We start from the raw sequence: 17,710 nt of genomic DNA, 5'->3' as shown, positions 1-17,710 counted from the left end.
CATCATTCCTGTTCATGACGGGCAAGGCGTTGCCCTAGCGCCAGGCGCAGGCGTGCGGGCAGTGCGCCAAGCAGGCGCAATACCAGGGTGAAAAACCGGGGAAAGTTGATTTCCAGCGGGCGTTCAGGCAGGCGTTTGGCAATGTGGCTGGCTGCGCGCTGCGCCGACCATAGCTGGGGCATCGGGAAATCGTTGCGACGAGTCAATGGTGTATCCACAAAGCCGGGGCTGACGAGGGTAACGGCGATGCCTTCGCGGGCCAGGTCGATGCGCTGCGATTCCACCAGATAACGCACGGCTGCCTTGGACGCGCCATAGGCGCCGGCGCGGGGCAGGGCCAGCCAGGTCACCGAACTGCCCATCACCACCAGGTGAGGCTGCTGGCCGACGCGAAGCAAGGGCAAGGCTGCTGCCAGGCAGTAGCTGACAGCCAGGAAATTGGTACGGACCACGCGCTCGACCAGGGCAGGGTCGAAATGGCCCGGTTCCAGGTACTCGCAGGTGCCTGCATTGAGGATTACCCGGTCGAGCCCGCCCCAGGCCTGCTCGATACGGGTTGCGATCCCTGCTACCTGTACAGGGTCGTCAAGGTCGCCAATGGCCAGCAGCACCTGCCCGGGAAAGTGTTCGGCCAACGGTGCGAGACGATCGGCATGGCGTGCGCCCAAGGCAACCTGGTGGCCTTGCTCCAGCAGGCATCGTGCAAGTGCGGCACCGATACCGCTGCTTGCGCCTGTCAGCCAGCAGCGGCTCATGCCATCCGGCCTTTGAGCCATCGAATCGCACTGCCCATGACCGGAACATGTTCGTAGAGCAAGGCTGCAGCGTCGAAATAGTCCTGGTGAAAATGGACCCGGTCATGCCATTGCAGGTAACTGCATCCCTGCAAGGTGATCTGCCGACCACGGGACAGGCGTGGATGACGGAACTGCAGGGTCCAACGCAGATAACCTTTCCCGGGCATCACCTCGTCGATGCTGGAGAAGTCATAGCGAATATCGTGAGCGTTGGCGTACTGCTGCGCCAGGTATGCCTGCAGAGCCCGAAGCCCTTGGATCTGATGCAATGGATCGCGAAAGGTGACATCGTCGCTGTACAGCTTTTCAAGAGTGTCGAGGTTGCCCCCGTCGAGTCTGGTGAAGTGCTCGGCGAATTGCTGCAGATACGCTGACATGCTGGGCTCCAGGAAATCCTGTACAAGAATGGCTTGCTGTACAGGTATATCCGAAGTCTAAGCCTAAATCTATACAAGTCAACGATATTGTATAGGTTTGCTCAGCGTTCCGACTGGCCCAGTAGCCGACGCAATTCAGCTACCTCGGCCTCCAGCTCGCGTAGCTTTTCCTCGGCGAAAACCTGCGCTGTGACGTCGCGCTGGATGCCGATGTAGTACGTCAACTGGTCCGCCTCGTTGTGCACGGGCGTGATGGACAACTCGTTCCAGAACAGGCTCCCGTCCTTGCGGTAATTGCGCAGCACCTGGCAGCAGGGGAGGCCTCCACGGATTGCCTCGCGGATGTTGGTGAGGCCCGCCTGGTCATGATCTTCGCCCTGGAGAAAACGGCAGTCCTGATAGAGAATTTCCTCGGCGCGATAACCGGTCAGGCGTTCGAAGGCAGGGTTGACGTAGATAAGGATACTGTCGTCGCCTTCTTGTTCGGCGACGACGATGCCATCGTTGGAGTGCTCGACCATCAGTTGCAGGAGTTTCGCGTTGATCATGGGGCCCACCTACAGGCTTTCGTATGCGAAGTGCGCAGCGTGGCCTGCGTGCAGAAGGCCTCGGCGCCGTTTGTTGCATGATGAACCAACGAGGCTCGCCGCAGAAGGTGCATATGGGTTTAGAATGTGCCACCCCCCAGATAAACCCATATCATGACCGACGTCACCCCAGCCGATTTGCTACCCATGCGCGATGTGGTCAGCCTGACCGGCATCAACCCGGTGACCTTGCGGGCCTGGGAGCGGCGCCATGGGTTGATAAGCCCGCAGCGCACCGAAGGCGGCCATCGCCTGTACACGGCCCGGGATGTTCAGCGCATACGCGACATCTTGCACTGGACCGGCAATGGCGTGCCCATCAGCAAGGTAGGCGACATTCTGGCAGGCCAGGCAGACGCGCCGGTGCAGCAGCACTCGGTCTTCGACGACTGGCGCGCCGCCGTGGCGCGCGCAACCAAGGCATTCGATACGCAAGCGCTGGAAAGCATTCATGGGCAGTTATTCACCATCCTGCCCAAGGCCACCGTGCTGCGTGAGGTACTGATGCCGGTCTGGCACGGCCTGGCTTCAGGCATTGCGCCGGGCCAGCGTAGCCAATGGCTGTTCCTGGACATGTTCCTGCGCGCCCGCCTGCTGATGCGTCTGCAGATGAACCAGGCCGATGCGCCGCGCGTACTGCTGGCGGGCACCGAGGGGCAAGCCGAACTGCAGGTATTGTGCGCCGGGCTGTTGTTGAGCAGCGAGCAGCAACGCATCGAAGTACTCGGTTGCGGGCAGCCGTTGGAAGAAATCCCCATGCTGTGTGCGGCGATGCAGCCTGCGGCACTGGTGATCAAGGTTCAGGTGCCGGTAGACCCTGCCTTGGCCAAGCGCCTGCGTTCGCTGCAAATGCAGATTGCGTGTCCGCTGGCCCTGATTGGCGAAGGGCTGGCCGATTCGCCACCAGCCTGGCAAGGCTTGCCGTTGTGTCTGCTGGATGAGCAACGCGCTGACGCCGCAAGCATGCTCAACGCCTTGCTCAATGGTGCCCTGGACCTCTGACCGCTGCCGCTTGCCGGGATAACCTCGGCAAGTTCCTCTGGCCCGCCCCTGATCACGATGTGCATTGTCACGGCCCGAACCGGGGCCGGCAGTAGTCTGTCGTATTGATCCCTGCCTGCTCCTGTGGGTTACACCAGAAGTCTTGCCCCAGGGCGTAACCCGGTCCTGGGCCGGAATCATCGCGCCCCCCGCACTGGCCCAAAGCGCCTGCCAGCCCCCTCCAAGGCAGCGTTTCTGGCTGTTTGCCAGCTTCTGATAATCGCCTCCGACATCCCGTCCCCGTTTCGGAGCGCGCCATGTACAACAATAAGAATCTGTCCCCACGTTTGCTGGCGGCTGTTACCGCCAGCCTGTCGACCCTTTGCCTGAGCAGCCTCGCCCAGGCCGAGATCATGCTGTACGACAAGGACCAGACGACGTTTTCCACCGACGGCTATATCAACGCCTTCTACGTCAACAGCGATGTCGATCGGCAGGGCGAGCAATTCGATCGTCGCCAGTCACGGGTGAAGATGGGCTTTTTGCCCAACTACCTGGGCTTCAACATGGGCAAGCAGGTGGATGACCTGAAGCTCGGGGCGCGTGCCTCGTTCTGGGTCACCATCAACGACAGCGAAACCAACGGCACCGACACCGCCATCGACGTGCGCCAGTTCTACGGTACCGTGGCCAATCCCGAGTGGGGCGAGGTGCTGATCGGCAAGGATTTCGGGCTGTTCGCCCGTTCCAACATCCTGCTCGACGAACTGCTGGCCGGTTATGGCCAGGTCAGTGACACCCTGGGGCTGGTGGACGGCGGCGGGGTGTCGTTCGGCAACATCGGCAGTGGCTACCCGTACCCGTTCCCCACGTCGCAGATCACCTACCGCACGCCAGTGATGGACGGCCTGCGGGTGGCGGTGGGCATCATGGACCCGGTAGATACCAACGACAGCAGCCCGACTGGCAAGGCCTACCAGGAAAACCCGCGCACCGAGAGCGAGATCACCTACCAGTTCGACCTGGCTGGGGCGCAGATCTACAGCTGGGTCAACGGCAGTTACCAGACCTCCGACAATACCGACCCGGCGGTGCAGTCGGTCACCTCCAAAGGGGTCGGCTACGGTGTGCAGGCGAAGATGGGAGGGCTGTCGCTGACCGGCTCGGGGTTCCAGGCCAAGGGCATCAACCCGTTCTTCACCAACAACGCTGGCGAACCGACCTTGCGCAATGTCGACAGCGATGGCTACCTGCTGCAGGGCTCCTACAAGGTCGGCAAGAACCGTGTGGCGCTGTCCTATGGCAAGACCAAGGACGATGGCAATGGCGCGGTGGGCAGTGGTGCGGATTACCAGACTCGTGGCGTGGCGCTGTTCCATGACGTCAACGACAACCTCAAGCTGGTTGCCGAGTACAACCAGTTCTCGATCGATGGGCATGAAACCAGTGACCAGAACGAAGACACCGATACCTTTGCGGTGGGGGCGGTGTTGACCTGGTAGGCCCTCGGCTTCGACTCAAGATTGCCGGGGCTGCACAGCAGCCCCGGCAATCTTCGGTGAAAGCAATTACAACCATGGAACCGCCCACCCGCTACCCAAGTAGCATTCGTCCCCGGTACCCACCTTCGTACACTGAACCCTCAGCCACCCCGCGCCGGAGACCACGATGCAGCAGGCTCACAACGACGGTGTGGTCAGCGCCATGTCCCAGGCAACCGACGCCCGGCTGGCAGCCCAGGAGCTGGCGGCGCAGTTGCTGCACCCGCACCTGGGCTTCGTGCTGTTCTTCTGCTCTGCCGAATACGACCTGCAAGCCCTGGGCGAGGCCCTGGAGCAGGGCTTTGGTGGTATCCGCCTGGTCGGTTGCACCAGCGCCGGTGAAATCACCCCGCTGGGCTACGGCCGCAATTGCATAACGGCGGTAGGGTTCGACCATCGGCACTTTTCCATCGCCACCGAGCTGATCGATGAAATGGAGCGCTTCAGCCTGATCGACGCCCAGCAGATGGTCGAGCGCCTGGTTGGCACCTGCCGCAGCAATACCCTGGCACCGATCAAGGGCCACAGCTTTGCCCTGACCCTGCTCGATGGCTTGTCCAGCCGTGAGGAGATGGTGCTCGCTGCCCTCAGTGCGGCCCTGGGCGACATCCCGCATTTCGGTGGGTCGGCCGGCGACGACAACTACCTGACCCGCACCCACGTGTATTTCGGTGGCGCGTTCCACCACGGCGCGGCGGTGGTGGTGCTGGTCAACACCTGGCTCGACTTCGAAGTATTCACCACCCACCACATCCTGCCGCGCCAGGAAAAGCTGGTGGTCACCGGTGCCGACAGTGCCCAGCGACGGGTCTTCGAACTGAATGCCGAGCCTGCTGCCGAGGAGTACGCCCGGCACATCGGCGTGCCGGTGGACGAGCTCGACCACCGGGTGTTCGCCGCCCATCCGCTGGCCGTGCGCATCCACGACCAGTATTACGTGCGGGCGATCCAGCAGGTGCACCCGGACCTGAGCCTGAGTTTCTACTGCGCGGTGGAAAACGGCATCGTGCTCACCGCCATGACCCCAGGCCCGTTGTTACCGAACCTGCAGCAGTTGTTCGACGGCTTGCAGCAACGCCTCGGCCCGCTGCTGCTGACCATCGGTTGCGATTGCTTCCTGCGGCGGCTGGAGTTGCAAGCCCATCACGGCCTGGAGCCGATCGGCGCGTTCCTGCGCGAGCAGCGGGTGATCGGCTTCAACACCTATGGAGAACAGTTCAATGGCATGCACATCAACCAGACCTTCACCGGGGTCGCCATTGCCCGCAACCGGCCTCCTGTCGGTCGCTGAACTGCAGGCCGAGGTCGCCCGGCTGCAGCACCAGAACCACAAGCTGCAGCGCATCAACGGCGCGCTGATAGAACGCATCGAGTCCGGCGTAACGCGTGGCAATGACCCTTACGCCGCGTTCCAGCATTCGGTGGTGCTGGCCGAACAGGTGCGCGAACGCACCGAAGCGCTGAACCAGGCCATGGCCGAGCTCAAGGCCGTCAACCGCCTGCTCAGCGAGGCCCGGCAGCGGGCCGAGACTGCCCACCAGCACCAGATTCGCCTGATCACCGACCATGTGCCGGCGCTGATCGCCTACCTGAATGCCGACCTGGTCTACGAATTCACCAACAAGGTCTACGAAGAATGGTACTGCTGGCCCCGCGGCGTGATGCTGGGCCAGAGCCTGCGCGAGGCCCACAGCGAACAGCATTACCAGCGCCTGGAGGCCTATGTGACACGGGCGCTGGCGGGGGAGAGCGTCACCTTCGAGTTTGCCGAGACCAACATCAACGGCCAGGAACGCTACATGCTGCGCTCCTATGTGCCGAACCGCCTGGCCAACGGTGAAGTGGTGGGCATCTTCGTGTTGATCCGCGACATCACCGAGCGCCGTAATACCGCACAGGCGCTGCACCAGGCCTATCAGCATCTGGAGCAACGGGTACGCGAGCGCACTGCCGAGCTGACCAGCCTCAACGAGCAGTTGCTGCGCGAAATCGAAGAGCGCAGCCGGGTGGAATCGCGCCTGCGCGAGGCCAAGCGCGAGGCCGAGCAGGCCAACCTGTCGAAAACCAAATTCCTTGCTGCCGTCAGCCATGACCTGCTGCAACCGCTGAACGCGGCGCGGCTGTTCACCAGTGCCTTGCTCGAACACCGCGAGCTGCAGAACAGTGCTCATCTGGTACGTAATGTCAGCAACTCCCTGGAGGATGTGGAGAACCTGCTAGGTACCCTGGTGGACATTTCCAAGCTCGATGCCGGGGTAATCAAGGCCGATGTCGCCCCGTTCGCCCTGCGCGAACTGATGGACAACCTCGCTGCCGAATATGCCCAGGTGGCGCGCAGCGAAGGGCTTGAGCTGCATTTCGTGGGTTGCTCTGCCGTGGTGCGCAGCGACATCCAGCTGCTGGCGCGGATCCTGCGCAACCTGCTCAGCAATGCCATTCGCTACACCCCCAGCGGGCGCGTGGTACTGGGTTGCCGGCGCCAGCGTGGCGGCCTGCGGATCGAAGTGTGGGACAGCGGAATCGGTATTGCCGAGGAGCACCTGGAAGAAATGTTCCAGGAGTTCAGGCGCGGCGATGTGCAGCGCCCGGACCAGGACCGCGGGTTGGGCCTGGGCCTGGCGATCGTGGAAAAGATCGCTGGCATCCTCGGCCACCGGATTCGGGTGCGCTCATGGCTGGGCAAAGGCTCGGTATTCGCGGTCGAAGTGCCGCTGAGCACCACCGCGCCCAAGGCCCAGCCGAGCCTGGCGATCAGCGAGCCGATGCTCGAACGCCTGCGCGGGGCGCGGGTGTGGGTGCTGGATAACGATGCGGCGATTTGTGCCGGCATGCGCACCCTGCTGGAGGGGTGGGGCTGCCAGGTGGTCACCGCACTGTCGGAGGAGGACCTGGCGCGCCAGGTGGACAACTACCATGCCGAAGCCGACCTGCTGATCGCCGACTATCACCTGGACAACGACTGCAATGGCGTCGATGCCGTGGCGCGGATCAATGCCCGCCGCGCCCAGCCGCTACCGGCGATGATGATCACCGCCAACTACAGCAACGAGCTCAAGCAACAGATCCGCGAGCTGGGCCACACCCTGATGCACAAGCCGGTGCGGCCGATGAAGCTGAAGGCGGCGATGAGCCATTTACTGGGCAGCAGCGTGGCATAGCCGCCGGCCTATTCGCGGGCTTGCCCGCTCCCACAGGGTTCCCGCAGTTTTCAGTGTTGCGCAATACCTGTGGGAGCGGGCAAGCCCGCGAAGAGGCCGGAACAGGTCAGCGGCGCAGGTAATCACCGAAATCGATATCACCGGCACTGAGGATGGCCTGCACCCGGTTGTGCACGTTGAGTTTGCGCAGGATCGCCGAAACGTGGGCCTTGACCGTGGTCTCGGCGATATCCAGGGTGTAGGCGATCTGCTTGTTCGATTCGCCCTTGGTCATGCGCTCGAGCACCAGCAACTGCTTGCGGGTCAAGGCCTGGAGCATCTCCGGCGGGAAGCTCGGGGCATCGCTCAGGCGCCGGCTGGTGCTGCTTTTCTGAGCGCGGATGATATCGGGCGGTAGGTAGACATTGCCGTTGAGGATCTGCTCGATCGCTTCGATCATCTGTGAGCGTGGCGAGGACTTGGTGATGAAACCCACCGCACCGTAGGTGATGGCCTGCAGCACGATCTGCTTTTCCTGCTCGGCCGAAACGATCACCACCGGCGTGGTCGGTGCCTCGTTGCGCAGGGTGATCAGGCCATTGAGGCCATGCATGCCGGGCATGTTCAGGTCGAGCAGGATCAGGTCGAGGTCGTCGTGCTCGTGGGTCAGCGCCAGGGCACTGTCCAGGTCGGCAGTTTCCATGACTTCGCTGCCCTGGAAACCATCGCTGATAACGTTGTGGATGGCTTCGCGAAACAGGGGGTGATCGTCGGCAATCAGAATTTTGTACATGGCCTTTTCACCTCGTTTTTATTGGATGGAGCGGGGCACGCGTTCGCAGGCAATGAACTCAGGGGAAGGGTTCCGGCTGTGCCGGTTGCAGTGGCAGGTTGGCTTGCTGCCAGGCGTCCAGGCCGTCGCGATACCAATACAGATTCTTATAGCCCAGGGCTTTTGCGCGTTTTACCGCGTTCCAGCTCAACCAGCAATCGGAGCGGCAGTAAAAGACCAGCGGTTGCTCCGTGCGCCCGGCGGTGGCTTTTTGCAGGTTGCGCACGAAGTAATCGTGCCACGCTGGGCTCAGCTCGCCGTCGCCGGTGTTGGCCAGCCAGCGGCTGCCGGGGATGTTGGTGTGGGGTTCATCTTCGATGAAGCGGCCCTGCAGCCATTGGCGGCGATAGACGTCGATCAGCACCGGCTTTGGGGTGTGCCCCAGCAGGTTTTGCAGCGTGGCGGTGTCGATGACCTGGCCGCCTTCGACCTGCTGTGGGGTCGGGCTGCGGTAGAGGGTAGTGCGATAGCCCTCGGCGGAAAACAGCGGTGTGCTGTCGGCCTGGGCTATGCCCAGCGTCAGGCTCAGCGAAAGCGCCGCCAGCAATGGGCGTGGCAGCCGGGGCAGGGCACTTGGCATGGGGTTTATCCTTTTTGTTATAGGCCCATTACATGCCAGTGGCGGGGCATTGTGAATGCGACGATCAGACAGCAAAGGCAGTACTAAAGTAGTAGATGGCCGTGCGCGCAACCCAGTGGGAGCGGGCGCGCCCGCAGGGTTCGCGCTAAGCAAGGGATCGCTGCCGCTCAGCGCGGCTTGCGCAGCGCCGCATGCTGGGGGTTGAAGGTGAGGATCGCCAGCAGGGTGAACAACACGGTCAGCCCCAGGCATACCGCCAGCGCCAGCGGGTTGAAGCGTTCATACAAGGCAAAGCGCACCAGTTCCACGGCATGGGTGAACGGGTTCACGGCGCACAGCCAATACAGCCACTGGCTGGCCTCGCGCATCTTCCACAACGGGTACAGCGCCGAGGACAGGAAGAACAGCGGGAATATCACGAAGTTCATCACCCCGGCAAAGTTCTCCAGCTGGCGAATCGCATTCGACAGCAACAGCCCCAGGGCGCTGAGCATCAGTGCCACCAGCAACAACGCCGGCAGCGCCAGCAACAGACCCGCAGCCGGTGGTTGCACGCCATACAACCAGGCGATGGCGAGGAAGGCGTATACCTGCAGCAGGGAAATCAACGAGGTCGCCAGCAGCTTGCTGCCGAGCAGGAATGGCCGCGGCAATGGGCTGGTCAGCAGCACGCGCATGCTGCCCATCTCCCGGTCATAGACCATCGACAACGAGCCCTGCATGCCGTTGAACAGCAGGATCATGCAGGCAAGGCCCGGGATGATGTACACCTCGTAGGGAATGTAGGTGTCGTAGGGCTCGATGATCGCAATGCCCAGGGCCGCGCGAAAGCCGGCGGCGAACACCAGCAACCACAGCAACGGGCGCACCAGGGCGCTGAGGAAGCGTGTGCGCTGCAAGACGAAACGCAGGCATTCGCGCAGGAGAATGCCGTTGAAGCACTGCCAGTAAGCGTTCATCGGGCATTGACTCCTGTGGGGGCGCTGGTCAGGCGGGCAAAGGCATGGTCGAGGTCACCGCCGTGCTCCAGGCTCAGGGCATCGGCCGTGCCGCTGGCCACCAGGCGCCCCTGATGCAGAATCAGCAGGTCGTCGCTGGGCTGCACTTCGTCCAGCAAATGGGTGGTCCACAGCACACTGAGGCGCTGCTCGCGGCACAGCAGCCGCAGGTGCTGGTTGAGCGCCAGGCGGCTGGCCGGGTCAAGGCCGACGCTGGCCTCGTCGAGCAACAGCAAGCGCGGTTCATGCAGCAGCGCGCGGGCAATCTCCACCCGGCGCCGATGGCCGATGTTCAGCGCCCGAACCGGCTCACGCCGCCGCTCATCGAGGCCCTGGCGGGCCAGTTCGGCATCGACCCGAATAGTGCCCTGGCGCCGCGACAGGCCATGTAGCGAAGCGTGGTAGCGCAGGTTCTGCTCCACGCTCAGGTCCAGGTCCAGGGTGCTTTGCTGGAACACCACGCCCAGCTGGCGCAAGGCCGGGCGCGCCGCGTTGCGCAGCGAGCAGCCGCACACGCGGATGTCGCCATGCTGCAGGTCGTACAGCCGGGTGAGCAGGGCGATCAAGGTCGACTTGCCGGCACCGTTGGGCCCCAGCAAGGCGGCGAAGCGCCCGGGCGCCAGGCTGAAGCCGACCTGCCTGAGCGCCTCGCGCTGGCCGTAGGCAAAGCTCACGTCACTGACTTCGAGGGTATTCATGGCGTCACCACCACGCCCCAGGGGTAGCGGCCGACCTTCACCGACTTGAGCACCTTGAGGTTTTTTGCATCGATCACCGAAACGTCGCCGCTGACCCCGTTGGTGGCCAGCAACTGGCTCTGGTCCGGGGTGAACGCCAGCTGCCAGACCCGCCGGCCCACCAGCAGGTAGTCGAGTACTTCGTAGGTGTTGGCGTCGACCACTGCTACATGGTTGGCCGGGCCCAGGGCGACGAATGCGTACTTGCCATCGGCGCTGAGCTTGATGCCCACCGGCTGGACCTTGTCCGGGTGCACGCCCTTGATCTGGAAGTTGAGGGTTTTCAGCACCTGGCGGCTGGCCACATCGAGGATGGTCACCGTGCCGCCGATTTCCGCCGAGGCCCACAGTCGCGAGCCGTCCTGGCTGAACTCGACGAAGCGCGGCCGCTGGTCCACCGGGGTGCTTTGCGCCAGGGTCTGGGTGCTGGTATCGATCCAGTGCAGCATGTTGGTGGTCTCGCTGGTGTTGACCGCCCACTTGCCATCCGGGCTCACCGCCATGCCTTCGGGCTCGATGCCGACGTCGATCTGCCCGAGCACCTTGTCGGTCTGGGTATCGATCACCGTCACCAGCGCGTCGTCCTCGTTGGACACGTACAGCCAGCGGTCGTTGGGGTGCAGGGCGAACTGCTCGGGGTCCTTGCCGGAGGGCAGTTCCTTGATGATCTTGCGGGTGGCCACGTCCATCACCTGCACCCGGTCCGAATCGCTGGCGCAGATGTACAGCAGCGTGTTGTCGTGGGACAGCAGCAGGCCGCGCGGGCGCTGGCCCACCGGCAGGGTCTCGGTGACTTGCAGAGTGTGCATGTCGATCAGGCTGAGGCTGTTGTCCTTCTCGTTCGACACCCAGGCAGTGGCGGCCACGGCGTGCCCGCCGGCAAGGGCCAGGGCGCCCGACAGCAGGCTTGGGTAAAGCAGTGCCCGGTGAAACGGGGAGCGGCGCATGGCGAAATCCTTTTTTGTTGTGGTTATCGGGTCAGGGGTAGCCGCAGGTCACTTCGGGCTTGTCGTAGCCCAGGCTGTCCATTTCGTTGAACGGGTGCAGGAAGCCCTCCTGCGGCGAGGTGCTGACCAGGGCCCGCGGTTGTACCAGCGGGATCGGTTGGCGCAGCTCGCCGTTCCACGGGCGGTAGCTGAGCTTGCGGCCCTTGAAACCGTCCAGCGGCAACTGCTCGCTGAGCAGCAGTTGCTGCAGGGCACGGGGCTCGGCCTGGCGCAGTTTGTTCACTGCGCTGGCGACGCTGCGCACGGCCATCCAGGCGGCGAAGTCACGGTCGTTCATCCAGCGCCCGGCCTGGGCTTCGAAGCGCTTTTGCAACTGCGCCGCGCCGAAGGTTTCCACGGTCTTGTGCCAGCCGGTGGGGGTCAGGCCCTGAGTGCCGGCCACCGGGCGCGGGTACCAGGTCTGGTAGGGCAGGTACTCGCCGAAGTCGCCGCGTTCGTCGGCCACCAGCACCACGTCGTACTCGGCGGTTTGCGTGAACAGCGGCATGTCGGCCTGGGCGCTGCGACGCTGGTCGTTGTCGAATGTCCAGGCTTTCTCCGCCACCAGCTGCATGCCAAAGCGTTTCATGGAGCGGCGCAGGGCCGCCGCGTAAGCCCGGTCGTCGTCGGTCTGGCCGACGATCAACAGCGCCCGCTGCCACTTGCGCAGCACCAGGAACTGCGCCAGGGCATCGGCCAGCATGGCGCGGCCGGGCAGGCTGTGCAGCACATTGCCCAGGCACTGGCTGCTGCGCAGGCTGTCGTCCGGGCTGCCGGCGTTGAACAGCAGGCTGTCGGGCAGGGCGGCCGACAGCTCGCGCAGGCTGGCGGCGGGGGCATTTACCACGAACAGTCGCAGGCCCTGGTCATGCTGGGCCTTGGCGGCTTGCAGCAGGGCTTCGGGGCTGTCGACGCTGGCCTTGGCCAGTTGGAATTCCTGTTTGAGAAAGCGCCCGCTGCTGTTGCTGTCGACAATGGCCAGTTCGGCGCCCTGCAGCCCGGCATCGGCGGGCTCGGGGATGATGTTGGACAGCAGCGGGCCGGGATCGGGGCGATAGCCCAGGTAGCCGATACGCACCTGCAGCGGTTCAGCGACCTTGGCCTGTGCGGGGGGCGCCGGCAGCGTCGCGGCCAGGGCCAGCAGGCAGGTCAGGGCAAGGTGGGCAGGCTGGCGCATAAAGCAACTCCACGGCAGATGGCGCCAGCATAGGAAGCCCGCCGGGAGGGGGAAATATGCAGAAAGTAGCGCACGGCCGGTACCAAGGTAGTAATTCGCCACGCGGGCCCGGGTTTTACGATGGGCCGCAGCACCCTCGGAGGAGAACCGCCCATGCGCCTTGTCAACCTGTCGGCCCTGTGGCGGATCAACCTCTGGGTCACGTGTTGCTTCGCGCTGGTGACGCTGGCTTGTGCCGGGGTGCTGTTGCATCAGGCGGTGGCTGATGTGGAGCGGGAGTTGCAGTCGGCCGAGGCCGTAGTGGCGTACCTCGGCGACACCGCCGAGCGCGACCCGCAGCGCCTGCAACCACGGCTGACGCAAAGCCTGCGCCATGTGCGGGTGCACTGGCTGGCGGCGGAAGAGGCAGCGCGGCTGCCGCAAGAGGCCGGCCTGGATGCCTGGCTGGGCCGCCAACTGCTTGGCCAGCGCCACGGCAGCAGCCGGCTGCTGGAACTGGGTGACGGCCGCCGGGTAGTGATCGCCGTGGATGCCCGGGATGAAATCGACGAGGTCCGCGACTCCCTGCAGCAGCTGTTGGTCCTGTGCGGCCTGGCGTTGTTGCTGAGCTTGTTGACCATCCGCTGGGCGGTGCGGCGGGGCATGGGCTTGCTGGACGATCTGCTGCAGGCCTTGCGCCAGGTCTCGGGCGGCCAATTGACCACTCGCCTGCGCGAGGCCGGCCTGCCGGAGGCGCGCCAGCTGGCGGAGCACTTCAACCGCATGACCGCGTCTCTGGAGCAGGCCCGGGCCGACAATACCCAACTGACCCAGGCCCTGCTGGCGGTGCAGGAGCAGGAGCGCACTCAGCTGGCGCAGACCCTGCACGACGACCTTGGGCAATACCTGGCGGGTATTCGCGCCCAACTCTGCCTGCTGCGCATGGTGGCCGACCAGCCCACCATGGTGGCGCAGACGACACGTGCCCTGGAGCTCGATTGCGAACGCCTGCAGCAGGGTTTTCGCGCCTTGGTACACGACCTGTATCCGCTGGCGTTGCAACACATGCCGCTGGCCGAAGCCTTTGGCCTGCTGGTGAGCCAATGGCAGGCCAGCCAGGGTATCGAATGCCGCCTGCGGGTCGGCGAGCAGCTGCCGGTGCTGCCCGGGGCGAGCCGCACGCATTTGTATCGCTTGCTGCAGGAGGCGTTGACCAACGTCGCCCGGCACGCCGGCGCCAGCCAGGTGCGGGTGCGCCTGCAACGCAGCGCCAAGGGCTTGCGCCTGCTGGTTCGCGACAACGGTTGTGGCGCGAGCCAGCCCCAGCGCCCCGGGGTAGGCCTGCACTCGATGGCCGAGCGCGCCCGCAGCCTGGGCGGTGAACTGCGCATCCTCAGCCGCCCGGGTGCCGGCTGGGCGCTGGCCCTGAACATTCCTATGGAGGTGTGATGAATATCGTATTGGTCGATGACCACGCCGTGGTCCGCCAGGGCTATGCCAGCCTGCTGCGGGCGGTGCTGCCGACAATACAGGTGCGTGAGGCTGCCAGTGGCGAAGAGGCGCTGGCCCGGGTTCAGGAGCAAGTGCCCAACCTGGTGATAATGGACTTTGGCCTGCCAGGCATCAGCGGCCTGGAAACCACCCGGCGCCTGCGTCAGCGCCTGCCGCAGCTGCGGGTACTGTTCTTCAGCATGCATGACGAGCTGCCGCTGGTGCGCCAGGCACTGGACGCGGGGGCCTCGGGTTACCTGACCAAGAACTCGGCACCCGAAGTGCTGATCGAGGCGGTGCAGCGGGTGTTGGCCGGGCATGCCTATATCGAACAGCCTTTGGCCACCCAGCTGGCCTGTACCTCACAGCAGAACGCCAGTGACCCGCGCCTGCAGCGCATGACCCAGCGTGAGCTGGAGATTTTCGTGATGCTGGCCAAGGGTACACCGGTGCGGGGGATTGCCGAGCAGCTGTGCATCAGCGCCAAGACCGTGTCCAACCACCTGACCGTGCTCAAGAGCAAGTTGCAGGTCAGCTCCCATGCCGAGCTGGTGCACCTGGGGATTGATCTGGGGGTGGTGCGGGTGGCGGGGTGAGGTCTTTATGGGTCGGGTCCGGACCCTGTGGCAGCGGGCATGCCCGCGAACACCGGCGAAGCCGGTGCCAGACACCGCGTAGGCTGCTTCGCGGGCGAGCCCGCTCCCACAGGTAACCGAGCGGTTGCAAAAATGGCAGCGCTCAATTGTCCCAGGTCTCAGGGCACCCCTTGCATCCTTCCATGTTGGCCTCCTGAAAATTCCCGTAATGCTGCCGCGCCCCACGCAAGTCGGCGCGGGCCAGGTTGCTCTGGCCGAACTTGGCCTCCTGCAGGTTGGCATCGCCAAGGTCGGCCCCTTGCAGGTCAGCCTTGCTCAGCCAGGCCATTTCCAGGTCCGCCGCCCGCAGGTTGGCCTGGTGCATCTTCGCCCCTGACAACCTGGCGAACTGCAGGTAGGCCGCGCTGAGGTCGGCCTTGGCAAATTGCGCACCCTGGGCAAACAGGCCCCAGCCCTGAATCGCCACCAGCCGGCCATGGCTCAGGTCGGCCAGGCGCAGGTTGCTCTGCTGCAGGCTGGCGCGGGTCAGATTGGCGCCCTGCAGGCGTGCCTTTTCCAGGTTGGCCAGGTCCAGCCGGGCATGGCGCAGGTCGGCATCGCGCAGGTCGGCGCCGGCCAGGTTCATCTTGCGCAGGTCCTGGTTGGCCAGGTTGGCGCCACGCAGGTCGGCCCCCGGGCACTGGCTGGCTTCGGCAATCACGCAACCATTGATGGTCAGGGGGGTATCGGTGCCAGCGTCGTCGGCATTGTCGGCCATGGCAGGGGATAGCACGATCAGCAAGGCAAGTGGCAGGTAGTTCATGGTGAAAGGCTCCTGGCAGGAGAAAGGCAGAAGCGGGGAGGGGCGCAGGCCCGCTCCCCGCTGCAGGTCAACGCTGTGCAGTCTTGTTGTCCCAGCTGGGGATCTTGAACACCCAGAACGAACCGCCCTGGGCTACCGGCTTGGTCAGCTCGGCCATGTCGCCGCCCCACAGCGGCACCGCACCGCCGTAGCCCACGGTCACGCCGATGTACTGCTCGCCGTCCTGCTCCCAGGTGATCGGCGGCGAGACGATGCCGCTGCCGGTCTGGAACTTCCACAGCTCCTTGCCCGTTTTGGCGTCGAAGGCCTTGAAGAAACCGTCGCCGGTGCCGGTGAACACCAGGTTGCCCTTGGTCGCCAGCACGCCGGCCCACAGCGGCAGGTGCTCCTTGTGCTCCCACACCAGCTTGCCGGTGGTCGGGTCCATGGCGCGGAGGGTGCCGACGTGATCGTCATACATGCGCTTGATGCGGAAGCCCATGCCCAGGTAGGCCGAACCCTTCTTGTAGTTCACTTCCTCGGTCCAGTACTCCTCCTTCCACTGGTTGCCGGGGATGTAGAACAGGCCGGTGTCCTGGCTGTAGGCCATGGGGTTCCAGTTCTTGCCGCCAAGGAACGGTGGCGAGACCTCCACCGGCTTGCCCTTGGTTTCGCCCGGCAGCGGTTTGGCCGGGCGCTGCCCGGGGTTCTCCACCGGGCGCCCGGTCTTGAGGTCGATGTGGCTGGCCCAGGTGATGTTGTCTACGAAGGGGAAGGCGTTCTGCAGTTTGCCGTTGCTACGGTCCACCACATAGAAGAAACCGTTGCGGTCGGCGTGGGCGGTGGCCTTGACCTGCTTGCCATCCTTGTCCTTGTAGTCGAACAGCACCAGCTCGTTGTTGCCGGAGAAATCCCAGGCATCATTGGGCGTGTGCTGGTAGAACCACTTCACCTCGCCGGTACTCGGGTCGACACCGACCTGCCCTGAGGTATACAGGCTGTCGAAGTCCTGCGGGTTGCCATCCTTCGAGGTGCGCGCCCAGGTGTTCCAGGGGCCGGGGTTGCCCGCGCCGACAATGATGGTATTGGTCTCGGGGTCGAAACTGGCGCTTTGCCAAGGGGCGCCACCGCCATGGCTCCAGGCTTCGACCTTACCGGTTTCGGTGGTGGGGTCGTCCGGCCAGGACGGTGCTTTGACGTCACCGGTCGGGGTGCTGTCCTTGCCGTTCAGGCGGCCCATGTGGCCTTCGACGAAGGGCCGCATCCACACTTCTTCGCCGGTTTCCGGGTCGCGGGCGAACAGTTGGCCGACCACGCCGAATTCATCGCCGGAGCTGCCGTGGATCAGCAGCACCTTGCCGCTGGTCTTGTCCTTGATCAGCACCGGGGCGCCGGTCATGGTGTAGCCGGCACTGTGGTCGCCGAACTTCTTGTTCCACACCACCTTGCCGGTGCGCTTGTCGAGGGCGATGACCCGCGCGTCCAGGGTGCCGAAGTAGATCTTGTCGCCGTAGATCGCCGCGCCGCGATTGACCACGTCGCAGCAGGGGCGAATGTTGTCCGGCAGGCGGTGGTTGTAGGTCCAAAGGCGCTTGCCGGTTTTGGCATCGAGGGCGAACACCCGCGAGTAGGAGCCGGTGACGTAGACCACGCCGTCGCTGACGATGGCCTGGGATTCCTGGCCGCGCTGCTTCTCGTCGCCGAAGGAATAGGACCAGGCCGGGGTCAGCTTGAACACGTTCTGGTCATTGACCTGGGCCAGCGGGCTCCAGCGCTGGGCGTTGGTGCCCATGCCGTACTGCAGCACGTCCTGGGTGGTCAGGTGGTCGTTGGCGATGTCTTCCCAGGTCACGTTCTTGCTGGCAGGTGCTGCTGGGGCGGTGGCCGCCGTGGCCGCGTTGCTCAGGGCCAGGCTACCGACCAGCAGCAAGGCCCGCACGCTCAGGGCCAGAGGGGAAAGGGCGGGTAGCGTTCTTGTTGTCATGGTTGCAGTTCCCAGTGGAAGTTTTGGCCTGCACAGGGTGGGGCGGGGCGGACGTTGCGGGATACGGAAAAAGTCCCGCCCTTGCCGGGAATAGTTCCCGCGGGGCACCTCATTTGGCCCTTCGCCACAAGCCCTACTACCAAGGGATT

The 17,710-nt window shown here is 64.3% G+C and carries 17 protein-coding genes; 6 read left to right on the top strand and 11 right to left on the bottom strand.

Translation table 11 applies throughout. From position 1 onward, the window contains the following. Positions 1-2 precede the first annotated feature (2 nt). From ACIQYU_RS20355 to ACIQYU_RS20345, 3 genes are all read right to left on the bottom strand, one after another. Positions 3-755 carry an SDR family oxidoreductase gene (locus tag ACIQYU_RS20355; protein ID WP_207830358.1) on the bottom strand — a complete coding sequence of 251 codons (753 nt, stop codon included), beginning with the start codon at positions 753-755 and terminating at the stop codon, positions 3-5. Further along, entirely contained in the window at positions 752-1,174 is a 423-nt protein-coding gene (locus tag ACIQYU_RS20350) for a nuclear transport factor 2 family protein (RefSeq protein WP_233687505.1), read from the bottom strand. The genes ACIQYU_RS20355 and ACIQYU_RS20350 overlap by 4 nt, the downstream gene beginning before the upstream one ends. 101 nt (positions 1,175-1,275) lie before the next feature. Then, positions 1,276-1,722, bottom strand: a complete 447-nt coding sequence (locus tag ACIQYU_RS20345) for a PAS domain S-box protein (protein ID WP_284382260.1) — start codon at positions 1,720-1,722, stop codon at positions 1,276-1,278. Positions 1,723-1,875: 153 nt separating this feature from the next. Here ACIQYU_RS20345 and ACIQYU_RS20340 point away from each other — a divergent pair, with 153 nt between their 5' ends. The 4 genes from ACIQYU_RS20340 to ACIQYU_RS20325 all read left to right on the top strand — a co-directional run bounded on the left by ACIQYU_RS20340 (position 1,876) and on the right by ACIQYU_RS20325 (position 7,441). Continuing rightward, complete coding sequence (locus ACIQYU_RS20340) at positions 1,876-2,763, top strand: MerR family transcriptional regulator (RefSeq protein WP_207830350.1); 888 nt, start codon at positions 1,876-1,878, stop codon at positions 2,761-2,763. Between the two features lie 296 nt (positions 2,764-3,059). After that, complete coding sequence (locus ACIQYU_RS20335; protein ID WP_207830347.1) at positions 3,060-4,244, top strand: porin; 1,185 nt, start codon at positions 3,060-3,062, stop codon at positions 4,242-4,244. Between the two features lie 166 nt (positions 4,245-4,410). Further along, on the top strand, positions 4,411-5,574 hold the full coding sequence (nosP, locus tag ACIQYU_RS20330; RefSeq protein WP_241106572.1) for a nitric oxide-sensing protein NosP: 1,164 nt from the start codon (positions 4,411-4,413) through the stop codon (positions 5,572-5,574). Next, positions 5,543-7,441, top strand: coding sequence for a NahK/ErcS family hybrid sensor histidine kinase/response regulator (locus ACIQYU_RS20325; protein ID WP_333957818.1), 1,899 nt, complete (start codon positions 5,543-5,545; stop codon positions 7,439-7,441). Before nosP ends, ACIQYU_RS20325 begins: the two co-directional genes overlap by 32 nt. Before the next feature lie 106 nt (positions 7,442-7,547). Here ACIQYU_RS20325 and ACIQYU_RS20320 read toward each other — a convergent pair whose 3' ends face one another. The 6 genes from ACIQYU_RS20320 to ACIQYU_RS20295 all read right to left on the bottom strand — a co-directional run bounded on the left by ACIQYU_RS20320 (position 7,548) and on the right by ACIQYU_RS20295 (position 12,730). Beyond that, positions 7,548-8,213, bottom strand: a complete 666-nt coding sequence (locus ACIQYU_RS20320; protein WP_063913564.1) for a response regulator transcription factor — start codon at positions 8,211-8,213, stop codon at positions 7,548-7,550. A 58-nt stretch (positions 8,214-8,271) separates the two neighbouring features. After that, complete coding sequence (locus ACIQYU_RS20315; protein ID WP_402801796.1) at positions 8,272-8,832, bottom strand: PQQ-dependent catabolism-associated CXXCW motif protein; 561 nt, start codon at positions 8,830-8,832, stop codon at positions 8,272-8,274. A gap of 167 nt (positions 8,833-8,999) precedes the next feature. After that, complete coding sequence (locus ACIQYU_RS20310; RefSeq protein ID WP_013972167.1) at positions 9,000-9,791, bottom strand: ABC transporter permease; 792 nt, start codon at positions 9,789-9,791, stop codon at positions 9,000-9,002. Continuing rightward, positions 9,788-10,528 (bottom strand): ABC transporter ATP-binding protein, encoded by a 741-nt coding sequence (locus ACIQYU_RS20305; RefSeq protein WP_207830341.1) that lies wholly within the window; start codon positions 10,526-10,528, stop codon positions 9,788-9,790. Before ACIQYU_RS20305 ends, ACIQYU_RS20310 begins: the two co-directional genes overlap by 4 nt. Then, positions 10,525-11,514 carry a YVTN family beta-propeller repeat protein gene (locus ACIQYU_RS20300; RefSeq protein ID WP_233687502.1) on the bottom strand — a complete coding sequence of 330 codons (990 nt, stop codon included), beginning with the start codon at positions 11,512-11,514 and terminating at the stop codon, positions 10,525-10,527. Before ACIQYU_RS20300 ends, ACIQYU_RS20305 begins: the two co-directional genes overlap by 4 nt. A gap of 31 nt (positions 11,515-11,545) precedes the next feature. Beyond that, on the bottom strand, positions 11,546-12,730 hold the full coding sequence (locus ACIQYU_RS20295; RefSeq protein WP_233687501.1) for an ABC transporter substrate-binding protein: 1,185 nt from the start codon (positions 12,728-12,730) through the stop codon (positions 11,546-11,548). Positions 12,731-12,883: 153 nt separating this feature from the next. On the opposite strand from ACIQYU_RS20295, the gene ACIQYU_RS20290 reads away from it, so the two are divergent. After that, positions 12,884-14,158 carry a histidine kinase gene (locus tag ACIQYU_RS20290; protein ID WP_402801788.1) on the top strand — a complete coding sequence of 425 codons (1,275 nt, stop codon included), beginning with the start codon at positions 12,884-12,886 and terminating at the stop codon, positions 14,156-14,158. Continuing rightward, positions 14,158-14,796, top strand: coding sequence for a response regulator transcription factor (locus ACIQYU_RS20285; protein ID WP_233687500.1), 639 nt, complete (start codon positions 14,158-14,160; stop codon positions 14,794-14,796). Before ACIQYU_RS20290 ends, ACIQYU_RS20285 begins: the two co-directional genes overlap by 1 nt. Before the next feature lie 142 nt (positions 14,797-14,938). Here ACIQYU_RS20285 and ACIQYU_RS20280 read toward each other — a convergent pair whose 3' ends face one another. Together ACIQYU_RS20280 and exaA are read right to left on the bottom strand one after the other, a co-directional pair. Continuing rightward, positions 14,939-15,598 carry a pentapeptide repeat-containing protein gene (locus ACIQYU_RS20280; protein ID WP_233687499.1) on the bottom strand — a complete coding sequence of 220 codons (660 nt, stop codon included), beginning with the start codon at positions 15,596-15,598 and terminating at the stop codon, positions 14,939-14,941. A 67-nt stretch (positions 15,599-15,665) separates the two neighbouring features. Next, on the bottom strand, positions 15,666-17,561 hold the full coding sequence (gene exaA / locus ACIQYU_RS20275) for a quinoprotein ethanol dehydrogenase (RefSeq protein WP_233694246.1): 1,896 nt from the start codon (positions 17,559-17,561) through the stop codon (positions 15,666-15,668). Positions 17,562-17,710: the final 149 nt, after the last annotated feature.

Origin of the sequence: Pseudomonas sp. NPDC096925 (assembly GCF_044762545.1) — a bacterium.
Classification (GTDB): domain Bacteria; phylum Pseudomonadota; class Gammaproteobacteria; order Pseudomonadales; family Pseudomonadaceae; genus Aquipseudomonas.
Note: the sequence above shows the minus strand (reverse complement) of the source record. Positions and strands in the feature narration are given on the sequence as shown.

What these genes read in the sequence shown, in the direction of transcription:
- ACIQYU_RS20355 (WP_207830358.1), bottom strand. Translation starts at nt 755, where the DNA reads ATGAGCCGCTGCTGGCTGACAGGCGCAAGCAGCGGTATCGGTGCCGCA.
- ACIQYU_RS20350 (WP_233687505.1), bottom strand. Translation starts at nt 1,174, where the DNA reads ATGTCAGCGTATCTGCAGCAATTCGCCGAGCACTTCACCAGACTCGAC.
- ACIQYU_RS20345 (WP_284382260.1), bottom strand. Translation starts at nt 1,722, where the DNA reads ATGATCAACGCGAAACTCCTGCAACTGATGGTCGAGCACTCCAACGAT.
- ACIQYU_RS20340 (WP_207830350.1), top strand. Translation starts at nt 1,876, where the DNA reads ATGACCGACGTCACCCCAGCCGATTTGCTACCCATGCGCGATGTGGTC.
- ACIQYU_RS20335 (WP_207830347.1), top strand. Translation starts at nt 3,060, where the DNA reads ATGTACAACAATAAGAATCTGTCCCCACGTTTGCTGGCGGCTGTTACC.
- nosP (WP_241106572.1), top strand. Translation starts at nt 4,411, where the DNA reads ATGCAGCAGGCTCACAACGACGGTGTGGTCAGCGCCATGTCCCAGGCA.
- ACIQYU_RS20320 (WP_063913564.1), bottom strand. Translation starts at nt 8,213, where the DNA reads ATGTACAAAATTCTGATTGCCGACGATCACCCCCTGTTTCGCGAAGCC.
- ACIQYU_RS20315 (WP_402801796.1), bottom strand. Translation starts at nt 8,832, where the DNA reads ATGCCAAGTGCCCTGCCCCGGCTGCCACGCCCATTGCTGGCGGCGCTT.
- ACIQYU_RS20310 (WP_013972167.1), bottom strand. Translation starts at nt 9,791, where the DNA reads ATGAACGCTTACTGGCAGTGCTTCAACGGCATTCTCCTGCGCGAATGC.
- ACIQYU_RS20305 (WP_207830341.1), bottom strand. Translation starts at nt 10,528, where the DNA reads ATGAATACCCTCGAAGTCAGTGACGTGAGCTTTGCCTACGGCCAGCGC.
- ACIQYU_RS20300 (WP_233687502.1), bottom strand. Translation starts at nt 11,514, where the DNA reads ATGCGCCGCTCCCCGTTTCACCGGGCACTGCTTTACCCAAGCCTGCTG.
- ACIQYU_RS20295 (WP_233687501.1), bottom strand. Translation starts at nt 12,730, where the DNA reads ATGCGCCAGCCTGCCCACCTTGCCCTGACCTGCCTGCTGGCCCTGGCC.
- ACIQYU_RS20290 (WP_402801788.1), top strand. Translation starts at nt 12,884, where the DNA reads ATGCGCCTTGTCAACCTGTCGGCCCTGTGGCGGATCAACCTCTGGGTC.
- ACIQYU_RS20285 (WP_233687500.1), top strand. Translation starts at nt 14,158, where the DNA reads ATGAATATCGTATTGGTCGATGACCACGCCGTGGTCCGCCAGGGCTAT.
- ACIQYU_RS20280 (WP_233687499.1), bottom strand. Translation starts at nt 15,598, where the DNA reads ATGAACTACCTGCCACTTGCCTTGCTGATCGTGCTATCCCCTGCCATG.
- exaA (WP_233694246.1), bottom strand. Translation starts at nt 17,561, where the DNA reads ATGACAACAAGAACGCTACCCGCCCTTTCCCCTCTGGCCCTGAGCGTG.